Below are 16144 nucleotides of genomic sequence, written 5' to 3'. Positions count from 1 at the left end.
TCCAGGCGCATCGCGCTGTCGGGGTTCGCCTGCGGCTCCCCCCGACCTGCAGGAGCTGGTCACCACCGGTACGCGAGCTTCCCGTACACATACGCCCCGTTGAAACCGAACGGCGAGAACACCGAGTAGGGCAGGGTGCCGTTGTTGTCGTTGGCGGGGATCACCCGGTTCGGATAGGTGTTGAACACATTGTCCGCGCCGAGGGTGAAGCTCCAGCGGTCGAGGTTGTAGTTCAGCGCCAGGTCGAGCAGCCATTTGCTGTCGAACTTCTGGTCCAGCGTGGCGGTGGTCGAGTTGTAGGAGACGAAGCTGCCGTAGCGGGTCAGCGTGCCGCTCACGCTCCAGCGGTCCACGCTGTACAGGCTGCTGAGTATCAGCTTGCTGCGCGGCGTGGTGTCGGCCAGCAGGCCGTACTGGTCGCGGCGGTCGATGCGCTTGAGGTTCAGGCCCAGCGCGTTGAGCGCGGCGGGATTGGGCTTGAGGTCGGTGACCTTGTTCTTGTTGTAGTTGTAGCTGAGCGTAGTCTGCAGCGTGCCGGCGTTGCCGAAGTCGAAAAGATAGCTGGCCACCAGGTCCACGCCGCGGGTGCGCGTGTTCACCGCATTGGTGAAATAGGCGATGCCGCTGTAATTGAGTTCGGTGACGCCGTTGGCGACCAGGTAGTTGTGCACCGCCGCCGAGTTGGTGGCCAGGTTGCTGGACAGCGCGATGCGGTTGTCGATCTTGATCTGGTACACGTCGATGCTGAGGTTGAGCGGATCGATCGGGTTCCACACCGCACCCGCGGTGAAGTTGCGCGACTTCTCCGGCTTCAGCGGCTCGCCGCCCAGCAAGGTTGCCACCTTGCTGGTGGAGGGCACGATGCCGGTGTTGTAGATGCCCTGCGGCAGGCCCAGCGAATTGCCGGCGCCGAAGAACAGCGAGGAGACGTACGAGTAGTTCTGCTGCGCCAGCGACGGTGCGCGGAAGCCGGTGGAAGCGCTGCCGCGCAGGGCGAACCGGTCGGTGAAGTCGTAGCGCAGCGCCAGCGCGCCGGAGGTGGTGTTGCCGAAGTCGCTGTAATGCTCGTGGCGCACCGCCAGCGAGCTGCCGAGCTTGTCGGTAAGGTTGGTTTCCAGGCTCACGTACTCGGCCACGTCATGGCGCGCATGCGAGCCGGCATTGGCCGGCTGGAAACCGCCGAAGCCCTGCGCGCCGCCGGACGTGCCGGAGCTGCCGGTGTAGTACGAGGCCAGGTCGCCCGCATCGATCTTGTAGCTCTGGCGCAGGTATTCGGCGCCGAAGGCCAGGGTCACCGGATTGGGCAGCCAGCCGGTGGAGAACTCCTTGGCCAGGTCCACGTCGAAGGCCTGCTGCGCGGCCGACAGGATGCCGTCGTGGAAGCTGGTCGGGCTGCTGCCGAAGTCGTGCAGGAAGGCGCGGTTGACGCTGTTGTTGGTGGCGTAGGAGACGCGGTTGCCGCCGTAGTTGGCGCTGACGTCCCAGCGCCAGCCGCCGGGGGTCTTGCCGCGCACGCCGAGCACCAGCGACTGGTCCAGCGAGTCGGCGTTCTCCAGCGGCAGGTAGCCGTTGGGATAGAGCGAGGGCACCGAATTGCTGTTGGCGCGGTTGCGGAAGAACGCCGGCGAGGTGCTGTCGCGCTTGCCGATATGGCCGAACGCATACAGCTCGGCCGAGGCGCCAAGTTTGTACTGGCCGTTGAGGAACAGATTGTGGTCGCCCACTTCCGGGTCGCCGTAGCGCTGGGTGGTGCCTTCCCACGCGCGGGTGCGGTTGGGGCCGGCGCGGTTGCTGTAGTCCTGATGGCCGTCCTGCAGGGTGAAGCGCAGCCAGCCCTGGTCGTTGTTGAGCGGCAGGCCGAAGCTGGCCGAGCCTTTCCACTGCCGGCCGTCGCCGGCCGAATACTGGCCGCCGCTCAGTTCCACCGCGCCGCCGTCGGCGCCGCCCTTGAGCACGATATTGATCACGCCGGCGATGGCGTCGGAGCCGTATTGCGCGGATGCGCCGTCGCGCAGCACTTCGATATGGTCGATCGCCGCCATCGGGATGGTGTTGAGATCCACCGCCTGCGCGCCGCGGCCCAGCACGCCGTTGGTGAGCAGGATCGCGCCGGGATGCCAGCGCTTGCCGTTCACCAGCACCAGTACCTGGTCCGGCGAAAGGCCGCGCAACTGGGCGGGGCGCTGCGAGTCGGCGGTGTCGGCGGCGGCCGGGCGCGGGAAGGTGAGCGAGGGGATGATGCGCGACAGCGCGGTCGACAGCTCGGTGGTGCCGGTCTGCTGCAGCACCTTGGCCGAGACCACGTCGATCGGCGTCAGCGAACTGCTTTCGGTGCGGTTGTCGGCGCGGGTGCCGGTGACGATCACCGTGCTGAGATTCTTGGCCTTGTCGGTGGCCAGCGCGGGCGTGGCGCTCTGTCCCGCGTCCTGGGCGGCGGCGCCGGCGGACAGGGCCAGCAGCAGGGCGGACGCGAGCGTGCTGTATCGCTGGTGCATCTGAACTCCCCTCTTCGATGTTGTTTGTTGCGGTGCGTCAACGCAGGCTAGACCCCGCGTGGACGCGCCGTCAATAGCCGTCTAGACGTCCATCTGTCCGCGTTCCCCTGGTGTGGGCCGGCGGCAAGAGGCCGTCGCCTCCCCCTTGCCGGCCAGCATGCCCGCGCCGGCGGGACATTGAAATCCCGCGATCCGACTCGATAATGGCGAGCTGCCGGCGCCCGCGCCGGCCTGGAACACGGAGCCCCTATGCCTATCTATGAATTCGAATGCGGCGGCTGCGGCCATCGTTTCGACCGCCTGCAGAAGATGTCCGATGCCGACCCCAGCGCCTGCCCGCAGTGCGCGGTGGACGGCTCGGTCCACCGCCGCCTGAGCGCCCCCCAGTTCCGCCTGGCCGGCGGCGGCTGGTACGAGACCGACTTCAAGAAGGACGGCGACAAGAAGCGCAACCTGGCCGGCGACGGCGCGGCTGCCGCTCCGGCGCCCGCGGCGGCTCCCGCACCCGCACCCGCACCGGCAGCGCCGCCCGCCAGCAGCGACTGAACCGTCGCTGCCTTACTCGAAATTTCTGGCGATCGGATCGCAAAATATTCAAGTGCGGTTGCCTTGCCTGCGGTAGCGTGGCGCCACCTTCGACACTGGGTGGACATCAAGATGAGCGCGATCGGCAAGGGGATGTGGGCGGCGGTGGTACTGGTCGCTGGAATGGCTTCCATGGCGGCGCCGACCGCGCATGCCCAGTGGGACCAGGGCTCGATCAGCTGTTCCAGCAACGACGGGCGCTTCGTCCGCTGCGGCACGCCGTGGCCGGCCTCGCAGCTGGCCAGGCAGCTCTCCGACACCCGCTGCGTGTATGGCCAGACCTGGGGCAATGATCGCGGCAGCGTTTGGGTCGACCGCGGCTGCCGCGCGATCTTCGAGCCGGCCCGCGGTGGCGGCTGGGGCGGCGGCTGGGGTGGCGACCGGCCCGGCTGGGGCGATGACCGCCCGGGCTGGGGCGACGATTCGGCCCAGGTGCGCTGCGACAGCAACGGCAACCGCCGCCAATACTGCCCGGTGAATTTGGGCCGCGGCGGCCGGGTCCGGCTGGTGCGCCGCCTGTCCGACTCGCCCTGCCGCGAAGGCGACAGCTGGGGTTGGGACCGCCGCGGCGTGTGGGTCGACGACGGTTGCCGCGGGATCTTCCAGGTCGATCGCCGCTGGTAAGGCGTCCATGTAAGAACGGGCACAGGTTGGGGTGAGCTGGAGGCGAACCCCAACAGGCATCCGGTATGCCACAGCACCCGTCGGGGTTCGCTGCGCTCACCCCAACCTACGCCCCTCGCTGAGGGGCTGCTACCATTCCGGGTCTTCCCTACGTCTCACGCCGCCACTGCGGCCCGGAGTTCCAAGCGCATGCGCACGCATTACTGCGGCCTCATCGACGAGGCCCTGGTCGGCCAGACCGTCACCCTGTGCGGCTGGGTCAACACCATCCGCCTGCAGAGCCACGTCGCCTTCGTCGATCTGCGCGATCACGAGGGCATCGCCCAGGTGGTGGTGGACAGGGACAATGCCGATGCGTTCGCGGTGGCCGGCGAGATCGGCTACGAGTATTGCGTGCGCGTCACCGGCAGCATCCGCAAGCGCCTGGCCGCCAACGACAAGCTCAAGACCGGCACGGTCGAGCTGCTGGCCGAGCGGGTGGAGATCCTCAACGCCGCGAAGGACCTGCCGTTCGCGCTGCATGAGAATCCCAACGAGGACATGCGGATGACCTACCGCTACCTCGACCTGCGCCGCCCGGAAATGCAGCGCATGATGCGCACCCGCATCAAGCTGGTGCAGGCGCTGCGCCGTTACCTGGACGCGCGCGGTTTCCAGGACATCGAGACGCCGATCTTGACCAAGGCCACGCCGGAAGGCGCGCGCGACTACCTGGTGCCCAGCCGCGTGCATGCGGGCCAGTTCTACGCGCTGCCGCAGTCGCCGCAGCTGTTCAAGCAGATCCTGATGATGGCCGGCTTCGATCGCTACTATCAGATCGCCCGCTGCTTCCGCGACGAAGACCTGCGCGCCGACCGCCAGCCGGAATTCACCCAGCTCGACCTGGAATTCGCCTTCGTCGAAGAACAGGACGTGCAGGACTTCGTGGAGGAGCTGATCCGCCACGTGTTCAAGGACGTGCAGGGCGTCGAACTCGACGCCAGCTTCCCGCGCATGACCTGGGCCGAAGCCATGCGCCGCTTCGGTTCGGACAAGCCGGACCTGCGCATCGCGCTGGAGCTGGTCGACGTGGCCGATGCGCTCAAGCACGTCGAATTCAAGGTGTTTGCCGAGCCGGCCAACGACCCGGCCGGCCGCGTCGCCGCGCTGCGCCTGCCGGACGGCGCCAGCCTGAGCCGCAAGGACATCGACCTGCTCACCGAGTACGTCGCCCGGTACGGCGCCAAGGGCCTGGCCTGGCTCAAGGTGGACGACCTGGCCAAGGGCCGCGAAGGCGTCAATTCGCCGGTGGCGAAGTTCCTCGACGACGCTGCTCTCGCTGCGCTGCTCAAGGCGACCGGTGCGCAGAGCGGCGACATCGTGTTCGTCGGCGCCGGCAAGTGGAAGACCGTCACCGACTTCATGGGCGCGCTGCGCCTGAAGCTGGGCAAGGACCGCGGCCTGGTGGAAAACAGCTGGCGGCCGCTGTGGGTCACCGACTTCCCGATGTTCGAGTACGACGACGAAGCGCAGCGCTTCGTCGCGCTGCATCACCCCTTCACCGCGCCGAAGGTCGACGATATCGCCGACCTGCGCGCCAATGCGGCGAACGCAGTGAGCCGCGGCTACGACATGGTGTTGAACGGCGCTGAGATCGGCGGCGGCTCGATCCGTATCCATCGCCCGGAGATGCAGAGCGCGGTGTTCGAACTGCTCGGCATCGGCGCGGCCGAGGCCGAGGCGAAGTTCGGCTTCCTGCTGAAGGCGCTGAAGTTCGGCGCGCCGCCGCACGGTGGCCTGGCCTTCGGCATCGACCGCATCGCGGCGCTGATGGCCGGCACCGAGTCGATCCGCGACGTGATCGCCTTCCCCAAGACCACCAGCGCGCAGGACCTGATGACCGACGCGCCGTCGCTGGTGCCGGACGCGCAGCTCAAGGAGCTGCACGTGAAGGTGGCGGTGGAGCCGTCGAACGGCTGAGCGTTCGCGCGGTCCAACGGTGGATGTGTGATGGACGGGTCAGCGCGCGTGCGCTGATCCGCTCTATGGTTTCTTGCTTTGTTCCGGACTCCTGCTGTCGCCGATGACCGATCACGTAATCCTGCTGCACGGCCTGTGGATGCGCGGTTTCGCGCTGCTGATGCTGCATCGACGGCTGATGGAAGCGGGTTTTCGCGTGCATCGCTTCGACTACATGAGCGTAGCGGCGACGCAGGAGCAGACCGTCGGCCGCCTGCATGCGCGCATGCACGAGGCGGCGCCGGAAGGCGGCGCGGTGCACCTGGTCGGCCACAGCCTGGGCGGCCTGCTGGCGCTGCGCGCCTGCCTGGACGATCGCGGCCTGCCCGAGGGGCGCATCGTGTGCCTGGGTTCGCCGCTCAAGGGCAGCGCGGCCGCGCGTGCCTTTGCCAACCTGGGCGGGCGCGGCGGCGGGGCCTTGCTGGGGCATAACCGCGCCTTGCTCGAATACGGCTTCGACCAGTGGACCGGCCGGCGCGAAGTGGGCGTGATCGCCGGCCGCATCCCGTTCGGGCTGGGCCATGTGCTCGGCCAGTTCGACGGCGAACATGACGGCAGTGTGGCGGTGGACGAAACGCGGCTGCCGGGCATCGCCGACCATTGCGTGGTGGAAGCCAACCATACGGGCCTGCTGTTCTCGGTGGAGACCGGCCGCCTGGTCGCCGGTTTCCTGCGGCAGGGACGTTTCGGTCAGCTGTTGCCGGATCGCGCGCAGGCCTGAGAAGCCGCGCCACGGCGCGCTTTGCGCGGGGTCGGAGCGGGCCTCCGGACCGGCCGCCTTGCCAGTCCGCCATGCGGAAGGGATAAAATTCGCCACTTTCCGCTCGCAGCATCCAGGGATACGTCATGGGTAGAGGCCCGTCCATCGAAGGTCGCAAGAACGCCGAAGACGCCAAGCGCGCCAAGGTGTTCACCAAGCTGATCCGCGAAATCACCATCGCCACGCGCGGCGGCGCGCCCGACCCGGCGGGTAATCCGCGCCTGCGCGCGGCGGTCGACAAGGCGCTGGCGGCGAACATGACCAAGGACACCATCGAGCGCGCGATCAAGCGCGGCTCCGGTGCCGAAGGCGGCGCGGACATGCACGAGGTCCGCTACGAGGGCTACGGCCCCGCCGGCACCGCGCTGATCGTCGACTGCGTCACCGACAACCAGACCCGTACCGTGGCCGACGTGCGCGCCGCGCTCAACAAGAACGGCGGCAACATGGGCACCACCAATTCGGTGGCGTTCCAGTTCACCCGCGTGGGCCAGGTCGTGGTGCACACCGGCGGCGACGCTGCGGTGGAAGCGAAGCTGGAAGAATCGGCGATCGAGAACAACGCCGAGGACATCGCGATCGACAACGGCGTGGGCATCGTGCTGCTGGCCGCCGATCCCGTCGCCGTCGAAGCGATGCGCAAGGCCCTGGCCGGCGCCGGCTTCGCGGTGGACAGCTCCGACGTGGTGATGCGCCCGAACGGCCCGCTGGTCACCCCGTCCGGCGAGGCGCTGGAGCAGTTCGAGAAGCTGCTGGAGCGGCTCAACGGCCTGGACGACGTCGACGAGGTCTATCACAACGCCGTGCTGCCGGCCGAGGATGCGTAAGGTCCGCGACGGACTTTGCGCATTCACGCCATCGGTCACGCTGCGGTCATGACGCGCATCATCGGCATCGACCCCGGCAGCCAGCGCACCGGCGTGGGCATCATCGACGTGGATGCGGCCGGCAAGTTGACGCATGTCTTTCATGGCGCGCTGGCGGTTGCCGGCGAAGCCACGTTTCCGCTTCGTCTGAAACGCATCTTTGACGAGCTGTGTGACATCATCGGCGAGCATCGGCCGGACGAATGCGGCATCGAGCGGGTATTCATGGCACGCAACGCCGATTCGGCGCTGAAGCTTGGGCAGGCGAGGGGTGCCGCGATCTGCGCGGTGGTCAGCCGGGGAATCGCGGTGCACGAATATGCGGCGACGGAAGTGAAGCAGTCGGTGGTCGGCAGCGGCCGCGGCGACAAGACCCAGGTGCAACACATGATCGGCATATTGCTGGGCCTCAAAGGCCCCTTGCAGGCGGATGCCGCGGATGCGCTGGCGATCGCCGTGACCCATGCGCATACGCGCGCCAGCCTTGCCCGCGTGGGTATTCCGCGCACCGCCTGGAGGCGTGGCCGATGATCGGCCGCCTGCGCGGGATACTGGTCTCCAAGCAGCCGCCGTGGCTGCTGGTGGAAGTCGGCGGCGTCGGCTACGAGCTCGAGGCGCCGATGTCGACCATCTACGACCTGCCGTCCACCGGCAAGGAAGTGACCCTGCTCACCCACCACGCCGTGAAGGAAGACAGCGTCGCGCTGTACGGCTTCCTGCACGAGTCCGAGCGGGCGCTGTTCCGCAATCTGCAGAAGGTCAGCGGGATCGGCGCGAAGATCGCGCTGTCGGTGCTGTCCGGTGTGTCGACCAACGACTTCGCGCGCCTGGTCCAGGCCGGCGACGTGGTCGCGCTGACCAAGATCCCCGGCATCGGCAAGAAGACCGCCGAACGCATGGTGGTGGAGCTGCGCGACCGCGTGGACGGCCTCGCGGTGAGCCTGCCCGGCGGCGCCGGCAAGGGCGCGCCGCTGGACCCGGCCGGCGAAGCCACCGTGGCCTTGCAGCAGCTCGGTTACAAACCCGCCGAAGTCACCCGGCTGGTGCAGAAAGTCGCCGCCGACGGCGACAACGCCGAAGCCATCATCCGCAAGGCGCTGCGCGCCGCATTAGGAGCTTGAGCCCGTGAGCCAGGACAACCTGCACGGCACCGATGCCGAGACCAAGCGGCGCCTGGCCGCGCTCTCGCTCGGCGCGATCGGCGTGGTGTACGGCGACATCGGCACCAGCCCGCTGTACACGCTGCAGACCACGCTCAGCCACGACGGCTTGAAGCCCACGCCGGAGAGCATCTTCGGCGTGCTGTCGCTGATCTTCTGGGCGCAGATCATCGTGGTCTCGCTCAAGTACGTGGTCTTCATCATGCGCGCGGACAACAAGGGCGAGGGCGGCATCATGGCCTTGCTCGCGCTGGCCCTGCGCAGTTCGCGCGGCGATGCGCGGATGCGCTGGATCCTGGCCATCCTCGGCATCTTCGGCGCGGCGCTGTTCTACGGCGACGGCGTGATCACCCCGGCGATCTCGGTGCTGTCGGCGGTGGAAGGCATGAAGGTGGCCGTGCCGGACCTGCCGCACTGGGTGGTGCCGGTGACCTCGGTGGTGATCCTGTTCTTCCTGTTCGCCTTGCAGCGGCATGGCACCGAACGCGTGGGCCGGCTGTTCGGGCCGGTGATGGTGATCTGGTTCATCGTGATCGCCGGGCTGGGCGTGCAGATGATCGCGCTCAATCCGCACGTGCTGCTGGCGCTGAACCCGATGTACGGGGTGCGGTTCTTCATGAGCCACGGCATGCAGGCGTTCATCGCGCTGGGCGGCGTGGTGCTGGCGCTGACCGGCGCCGAGGCGCTGTACGCCGACATGGGCCACTTCGGCAAGAAGCCGATCCGCCTCGCCTGGTTCAGCTTCGTGCTGCCGGCGCTGGTGCTGAACTACTTCGGCCAGGGTGCGCTGCTGCTCAATCATCCGGAAGCGATCGACAATCCGTTCTTCAAGCTGGTGCCCAAGATCATGCTGTACCCGATGATCGGCCTGGCCACCATCGCCACGGTGATCGCTTCGCAGGCGGTGATTTCCGGCGCGTTCTCGATGACCCGCGAGGCGATGTCGCTGGGCTATTCGATGCGCATGCCGATCGTGCATACCTCGCGCGAGATGTCCGGCCAGATCTTCGTGCCCTGGGTGAATACCTTCCTGCTGGTGATGGTGCTGATCGCGGTGCTGGGCTTCCGCAGCTCGGAGAACCTCAGCGCGGCCTACGGCATCGCGGTGACCGGCACCATGACGGTGACCACCATCCTGGCCCTGGTGGTGGCGCGCTACCAATGGCATTGGAGCCGCCCGACGGTGATCTTCGCCGGTGTGCTGCTGCTCACCATCGACCTGTCGTTCCTCAGCGCCAACGTGATCAAGATCGAATACGGCGGCTGGTTCCCGCTGGTGCTCGGCGTGGCGGTGTTCGTGGTGATGACCACCTGGCGCCGCGGTCGCGAGCTGGTGGTGCGCGAGATCAAGCAGTCCGGCCTGGCGCTGGAACCGTTCATCGAGAACGTCGGCGAGCATCCGCCGCTGCGCGTGCCCGGCACCGCGGTCTTCCTTACCGCCAACCAGCACGCGGTGCCGCATGCGCTGCTGCACAACCTCAAGCACAACAAGGTGCTGCACGAGCGCAACGTGCTGCTGACGGTGGAGATGCTGGAGACGCCGGTGGCCGACGCCGACGAGCGCATCCAGATCACCCCGATCGGCGGCAATTTCTACGGCCTGGCGCTGCGCTTCGGCTTCGCCGAGGACCCGAACATCCCGCAGGCCCTGATGCGCTGCTCGAAGGCGGGCCTGCCGTTCGACATGATGGACACCACCTTCTTCCTGTCGCGCGAAACCATCATCGCCGACGCGCGCCGCCCGGGCATGGCGCTGTGGCGCGACAAGCTGTTCGCCTTCATGGCGCGCAACGCGCTGCCGGCCACCGCGTTCTTCCAGATCCCGGGCAACCGGCTGATCGAGCTGGGGGCGCAGGTCGAGATCTGAGCCTCGCCTCGGCGGAGCTCACCCGGTGGCCGTCCTGTTGGGGTTCGCTGCGCTCACCCCAACCTACGGGTCCGGTAGAATGGCGGGCGATCTCGCGCTCCGCCTATTTCCGGACCCCATCCCAGCCCATGGCCGATCACCGCATCATCACGTCCGCCGCCCAGCTGGACGACGAGGCCCTGGAGGCTTCGATCCGCCCCAAGCGGCTGGCGGAATACCTCGGCCAGCAGGCGGTGCGCGAACAGCTCTCGATCTACATCGAAGCGGCCCGCAAGCGCGGCGGCGCGCTGGACCACGTGCTGATCTTCGGCCCGCCGGGCCTGGGCAAGACCACCTTGTCGCACGTGATCGCCAACGAGCTGGGGGTCAACCTGCGCTCCACCTCCGGCCCGGTGCTGGAGCGCGCGGGCGACCTGGCCGCGCTGCTGACCAATCTCGAACCGCACGACGTGCTGTTCGTCGACGAGATCCATCGCCTCTCCCCCGTGGTGGAGGAAGTGCTGTATCCGGCGATGGAAGACTTCCAGATCGACATCATGATCGGCGAAGGCCCCGCGGCCCGCTCGATCAAGCTGGACCTGCCGCCGTTCACCCTGATCGGCGCCACCACCCGCGCCGGCCTGCTGACCGCGCCGCTGCGCGACCGCTTCGGCATCGTGCAGCGCCTGGAGTTCTATTCGGCGGACGAGCTGACCGCGATCGTGCGCCGCTCGGCGCGCATCATGGGCATCCCCTGCGAGCTGGAAGGGGCGCAGGAAATCGCCCGCCGTTCGCGCGGCACCCCGCGCATCGCCAACCGCCTGCTGCGCCGCGTGCGCGACTACGCCGAAGTGCGCGCGGGCGGCGAGATCACCTACGCCGCGGCCCAGGCCGCGATGGATATGCTCAAGGTGGACGCCGAGGGTTTCGATGAGCTGGACCGGCGCCTGCTGAGCATCATCATCGAGAACTTCGACGGCGGCCCGGTCGGGGTGGAATCCCTGGCCGCCGCGCTCAGCGAGGACCGCGGCACCCTCGAGGACGTGGTCGAGCCATACCTGATCCAGCAGGGCTTCCTGGTGCGCACCGCGCGCGGCCGCATGGCCAGCGCCAAGGGCTGGCGCCACCTGGGCCTGACCCCGCCGCCGCGCCAGGCGCAGCCGGCCGACCTGTTTACGGGCGATCCCGATGTCTGATGCCAGGCCAGCGGCCGCCCCGGACAGCTACCGCTGGCCGGTCCGCGTGTATTGGGAAGACACCGACGCGGGCGGGGTGGTCTACCACGCCAGCTACCTGCGCTTCATGGAGCGCGCCCGCACCGAATGGCTGCGCGGGCAGGGCGTGGACCAGTCGGCGGTGCGGGCGGCCACCGGCCTGGCCTTCCTGGTGCGCGACCTGCACATCGAATTCCTCAAGGCCGCCGTGCTGGACGATGAACTGCAAGTAACGGTTGAAGTCAAAGAACGGCGCGCTGCCAGTATCCTCTTCGGCCAGACGATCAGCCGGGCAGACGGCACCACGCTGATCCGCGCGCAGGTGCGCGTGGCCTGCGTGGACCTCGAGCGCATGCGCCCGGCCCAGATCCCCGCCGGCCTGATCCCCGGCCTACCCCCAATCAAGTAACCCGCGGCGGAGAACGCTCAAGCAATGAACGGTGGATTGAACATTTTCAAGCTCGTCGCGGAAGCGAGCATCCTGGTGCAGCTGGTGATGCTGGTGCTGCTGGTGTTCTCCTTCATGTCGTGGGTGATCATCATCCGCAAGCACCAGCAGCTGAAGTCCGCGATGGACGAGGCGGAGAGCTTCGAGGAGCGCTTCTGGTCCGGCGCCGACCTGGCCCAGCTGTTCCGCGAGGTCAGCGGCCGCGGCGCCGGCAGCAACGGCGGCCTGGAGATGGTGTTCGAGTCGGGCTTCCGCGAGTTCGCGCGCCAGCGCCAGCGCCGCACCCACGACCTGCGCATCGTGATCGAGGGCACCGAGCGCGCCATGCGCGTCACCGGCACCCGCGAGATCGGCCGCCTGGAGCGCAACCTGGAATTCCTCGCCAACGTCGGCTCGATCAGCCCCTACGTCGGCCTGTTCGGCACCGTGATCGGCATCATGGGCGCGTTCCAGGGCCTGGGCGAGATGAAGGACGTGACCATCGCCGTGGTGGCGCCGCACATCTCCGAGGCGCTGATCGCCACCGCCATGGGCCTGTTCGCCGCGATCCCGGCGGTGTGGGCCTACAACCGCTACGCCAATAAGGTCGATCGCGTGGCTTCGCGCTACGAGGTGTTCCAGGAGGAGTTCTCCTCCGTCCTGCAGCGCCAGATCCAGACCGACGACGCAGCCTGAGCGGAGGGCTTCCTCATGCGTAGTTCCGCGCGCCACAAGCGCCTCAAGCTCAAGTCCGAGATCAACGTCGTGCCGTATATCGACGTGATGCTGGTGCTGCTGATCATCTTCATGGTCACCGCGCCGATGATGAATCTCGGCGTCGACATCCAGCTGCCGCAGACCCAGGCCAAGTCGCTGCAGGACAAGAAAGACCCGGTGGTGGTCTCGGTCGACGAGAACGGCCAGATCTACCTCAGCAGCCAGGGCTCCAAGCGCGAGCCGGTCAGCGCCGAGGACTTCAAGGCCAAGATCACCGCGTTCCAGAAGGCCAATCCCGAGCTGCAGGTGCTGGTGGCCGGCGACGAGCGCGCCAACTACGGCAAGGTCTATCTGATCCTGCCGGTGCTGCAGGAAGCGGGCGTGTCCAAGATCGGCCTGATGAGCCAGCCCGAGTCCGGCGGGAAGCATGGACGACCGTAAAGGCACGCCCAAGGCGGTCATTCTTTCCGCCATCCTGCACGTGGGCATCGTGGGCTTCCTGGCCCTGGCGATCGTGCCCTGCTCGTTCTACGAAAGCATGTTCGAGACCCTGCACCTGCCGCCGGGCTGGAATCCGATCGCCTGCGCCAAGCCCATCGACCTGCCGGGCCAGATCATCGAAGCCACCCTGGTCGGCCCCACCGGCGCGCCGCCGCCGAAGGCGATCAAGGCCAAGCCGGTGCCGGACACCACGCCGCCGCCGCCCGCGGTGACGCCGCCGACACCGCAGGAACAGGCCCCGGTGGTGAAGACCCTGCCGCCGCCGCCCGAGCATCCGGACGTCAAGGACCAGGAAAAAGTGGTCGCCGATGCCCTGCAGAAGGCCGAGGACGCCAAGCGCGAGCAGGAAGAGCGCCAGCGCCAGCGGCAGTCCGAGCTGGACGCCCAGGCGGCCAAGCAGAAGGAAGAAAAGAAGAAGCTGGACGAGCTGTTCGCCAAGATGGACAAGGCCGACGAGGCGCGCAAGAACCTGGAAAACAAGGCCATCCAGGCCAAGAAGCAGCTCGAGGACATCAAGGACGCCAAGGACGACGGCCTGGCCGACGTGCCCAAGGCCGACCAGCGCCAGACCGGCAACAACGGGCCGGACAGCGGCCTGCTGGGCCAGTACCTGGCGGCAGTTCAGAACGCGGTCACGCAGAATTGGCTGCGCCCCGATAACATGCCGAACGTTCCTTGTGTCGTGCACATCGTGCAGCTGCCAGGCGGAAACGTCATGAGCGCCAAGGTCGACCCCAGCTGCCCGTACGACGACGCCGGCAAGCGCTCGGTCGAGAACGCCGTGCTGCGAGCGCAGCCCTTGCCCTACCAGGGCTTCGAGTCCGTGTTCCAGCGCAACCTAACCTTTACCTTCAGGCCGCAGCAGTGACCAGCCCTATGCGCAAATTGAGTATCACCTTCGCATCCGCCCTGCTGTCCGTGGCGGCGTTGTTCGCCGGTTCGGCCGCAGCCCAGCAATCGCTCAACGTCGATATCGTGCAGGGCATCAAGACCGCCACGCCGATCGCCGTGGTGCCGTTCGCCCAGGCCGGCGGCGCCCCGCTGCCCACCGACGTGGCCGACGTGATCCGCAACGATTTCAACCGCTCGGGCAAGTTCCGCTCGCTGGCCAAGAGCGAGATCGTGGAGACGCCGTCCAAGGGCGCGGACATCAAGTTCCCGACCTGGCGCCTGCTCAAGCAGGACTTCCTCACCATCGGCCGCATCAGCGACGCCGGCGGCGGCATGCTGCGCGTCGAATACGAGCTGTGGGACGTCAACAAGCAGCAGAGCCTGCTGGCCCAGGCCTTTACCGCCCCGGCCGGCGACCTGCGCGGGGTGGCCCACCAGATCGCCGACCAGATCTACGAAAAGATCACCGGCGTGCGCGGCGCGTTCTGGACCCGCATCGCCTACATCACCGCCGTGGGCCTGGGCAACAACACCACGTATGCGCTGATCGTGGCCGATTCGGACGGCTTCAATCCGCAGGTGGTGGCGCGCTCGCGCGAGTCCCTGCTGTCGCCGCACTGGTCGCCGGACGGCAAGAAGATCGCCTATGTCTCCTTCGAGAGCGGCAACTCGGCGATCTACGTGCAGGACATCACCACCGGCCAGCGCCAGCTGGTCTCGGCCCGCCCGCGCGGCATCAACAGCGCCCCGGCCTGGTCGCCGGACGGCAGCAAGCTGGCGGTGTCCCTGTCCTATTCGGGCAACCCCGAGATCTACGTGATGGACGTGGCCAGCCGCCAGGAAACCCGCCTGACCAAGAGCCTGGCCATCAACACCGAGCCGGTCTGGTCGCCGGACGGCCAGAGCATCTATTTCACCTCGGACCGCTCGGGCCGGCCGCAGATCTACCAGATGCCCGCCTCGGGCGGCGCGGCCAACCGCATCAGCTTCCAGGGCCAGAACAACCTGAGCGCCGACGTCAGCTACGACGGCAAGCAGGTCGCCATGGTGCAGGGCAACGGGAACGTGTATCGTATTGCGGTCATGGACCGCAGTCTGGGTGGGCAGGTGCGTCCGCTCTCGCCGGGCCCGATCGATGAGTCCCCGAGCTTCGCGCCCAACGCCAGCATGCTGCTGTATGCCGCTACCGAAGGACGGCGCGGCGTGCTTTATGCCGTTTCGGCCGATGGTCAGGTTCGCCAGCGCCTCGTGCTTGCCGATGGCGACGTGCGCGAACCGTCCTGGGGACCGTACCGGCAGCGTTGAATGAGCGGCCGCGCACCCGAGGGTGTGGCGGCGCGGAAGATCAGGGGCGGCGGCGGGGCACAGATCCTGCCGCCGGCCCGGTCGCCCATCGGGCCCTGGGCCTGGCGGGTGGCCGGCGCAGCGGCCAGCCGCGGCGCCGGTACCAAGGTGTCAAAATAACAGCCGGCCACCGGCGATCACTGTCCTGTAACCGCAATCGCTATTGACTGTCGGAACTCAAACCCGTTTGAAGGAACGTCCACCATGAATAAGACCGTTCGCGTCGCTCTGGTCGCCCTGCTCTGCGTTGGCGCGGCCGCATGCTCGAAGAAGCAGGAAGTCAAGCCGCAGACCCCGGCCGACACCAATCCGGTGACGACCAGCCAGCAGCCGACCTCGGGCAAGTACACCCCGGAAGATCTCGACCGTGACGCGTGCCTGCGTCAGCGCGTCGTGTACTTCGATTTCGACAAGGACGAGATCAAGCCGGAGTTCCAGCAGATCATGGCGTGCCACGCCAAGTACCTGCAGGATCGCCCGACTGCCCAGATCCGCCTGGAAGGCAACACCGACGAGCGCGGTACCCGCGAGTACAACCTGGGCCTCGGCGAGCGCCGCGGCAACGCTGTCTCCAGCGGCCTGACCGCCGCCGGCGGCTCGGCCAGCCAGCTGAACGTGATCAGCTACGGCAAGGAAAAGCCGGTGTGCCGTGAGCACAACGAGGATTGCTGGGGCAAGAACCGTCGCGTCGAGATCGTCTACACGGCGAAGTAAGC

The 16144-nt window shown here is 67.6% G+C and carries 16 protein-coding genes; 15 read left to right on the top strand and 1 reads right to left on the bottom strand.

Translation table 11 applies throughout. From position 1 onward, the window contains the following. Nucleotides 1–59: 59 nt before the first annotated feature. Nucleotides 60–2495, bottom strand: coding sequence for a TonB-dependent receptor plug domain-containing protein (locus AB4083_RS16065; protein ID WP_441609088.1), 2436 nt, complete (start codon nt 2493–2495; stop codon nt 60–62). A gap of 249 nt (nt 2496–2744) precedes the next feature. On the opposite strand from AB4083_RS16065, the gene AB4083_RS16060 reads away from it, so the two are divergent. The 15 genes from AB4083_RS16060 (at nt 2745) to pal (ending at nt 16142) form a co-directional block, all read left to right on the top strand. Next, nucleotides 2745–3041 (top strand): FmdB family zinc ribbon protein, encoded by a 297-nt coding sequence (locus AB4083_RS16060; RefSeq protein ID WP_441609087.1) that lies wholly within the window; start codon nt 2745–2747, stop codon nt 3039–3041. Nucleotides 3042–3152: 111 nt separating this feature from the next. Continuing rightward, nucleotides 3153–3704 (top strand): DUF3011 domain-containing protein, encoded by a 552-nt coding sequence (locus tag AB4083_RS16055; protein WP_441609086.1) that lies wholly within the window; start codon nt 3153–3155, stop codon nt 3702–3704. Nucleotides 3705–3893: 189 nt separating this feature from the next. Further along, complete coding sequence (gene aspS, locus AB4083_RS16050) at nt 3894–5663, top strand: aspartate--tRNA ligase (protein WP_441609085.1); 1770 nt, start codon at nt 3894–3896, stop codon at nt 5661–5663. 103 nt (nt 5664–5766) lie between these two features. Then, nucleotides 5767–6423 (top strand): lipase family alpha/beta hydrolase, encoded by a 657-nt coding sequence (locus tag AB4083_RS16045; protein ID WP_441609084.1) that lies wholly within the window; start codon nt 5767–5769, stop codon nt 6421–6423. A 125-nt stretch (nt 6424–6548) separates the two neighbouring features. Then, nucleotides 6549–7289, top strand: coding sequence for a YebC/PmpR family DNA-binding transcriptional regulator (locus AB4083_RS16040; protein ID WP_441609083.1), 741 nt, complete (start codon nt 6549–6551; stop codon nt 7287–7289). Nucleotides 7290–7337: 48 nt separating this feature from the next. Beyond that, nucleotides 7338–7859 (top strand): crossover junction endodeoxyribonuclease RuvC, encoded by a 522-nt coding sequence (ruvC, locus tag AB4083_RS16035; RefSeq protein ID WP_441609082.1) that lies wholly within the window; start codon nt 7338–7340, stop codon nt 7857–7859. Beyond that, on the top strand, nt 7856–8449 hold the full coding sequence (gene ruvA, locus AB4083_RS16030) for a Holliday junction branch migration protein RuvA (RefSeq protein WP_441609081.1): 594 nt from the start codon (nt 7856–7858) through the stop codon (nt 8447–8449). The genes ruvC and ruvA overlap by 4 nt, the downstream gene beginning before the upstream one ends. Nucleotides 8450–8453: 4 nt before the next feature. Beyond that, entirely contained in the window at nt 8454–10355 is a 1902-nt protein-coding gene (locus tag AB4083_RS16025) for a potassium transporter Kup (RefSeq protein WP_441609080.1), read from the top strand. 128 nt (nt 10356–10483) lie between these two features. Then, nucleotides 10484–11530, top strand: coding sequence for a Holliday junction branch migration DNA helicase RuvB (gene ruvB / locus AB4083_RS16020; protein ID WP_441609079.1), 1047 nt, complete (start codon nt 10484–10486; stop codon nt 11528–11530). Further along, entirely contained in the window at nt 11523–11957 is a 435-nt protein-coding gene (gene ybgC / locus AB4083_RS16015) for a tol-pal system-associated acyl-CoA thioesterase (protein WP_441609078.1), read from the top strand. The genes ruvB and ybgC overlap by 8 nt, the downstream gene beginning before the upstream one ends. Before the next feature lie 24 nt (nt 11958–11981). Next, entirely contained in the window at nt 11982–12671 is a 690-nt protein-coding gene (gene tolQ / locus AB4083_RS16010; RefSeq protein WP_441609077.1) for a protein TolQ, read from the top strand. 15 nt (nt 12672–12686) lie between these two features. Next, entirely contained in the window at nt 12687–13133 is a 447-nt protein-coding gene (tolR, locus tag AB4083_RS16005) for a protein TolR (RefSeq protein WP_441609076.1), read from the top strand. Further along, nucleotides 13120–14061 (top strand): cell envelope integrity protein TolA, encoded by a 942-nt coding sequence (locus AB4083_RS16000; protein WP_441609075.1) that lies wholly within the window; start codon nt 13120–13122, stop codon nt 14059–14061. The genes tolR and AB4083_RS16000 overlap by 14 nt, the downstream gene beginning before the upstream one ends. 8 nt (nt 14062–14069) lie before the next feature. Further along, a complete protein-coding gene (gene tolB, locus AB4083_RS15995) occupies nt 14070–15389 on the top strand; it encodes a Tol-Pal system beta propeller repeat protein TolB (RefSeq protein WP_441609074.1) in 1320 nt (439 codons plus the stop codon). 243 nt (nt 15390–15632) lie between these two features. After that, on the top strand, nt 15633–16142 hold the full coding sequence (gene pal / locus AB4083_RS15990) for a peptidoglycan-associated lipoprotein Pal (protein ID WP_441609073.1): 510 nt from the start codon (nt 15633–15635) through the stop codon (nt 16140–16142). The last annotated feature ends 2 nt before the right edge of the window (nt 16143–16144 follow it).

It is taken from the genome of Dyella sp. 2RAB6 (assembly GCF_052115385.1).
GTDB lineage: Bacteria > Pseudomonadota > Gammaproteobacteria > Xanthomonadales > Rhodanobacteraceae > Dyella_D.
The sequence above is the reverse complement of the archived record's forward strand: the minus strand, read 5'-3'. Positions and strand labels throughout refer to the sequence as shown.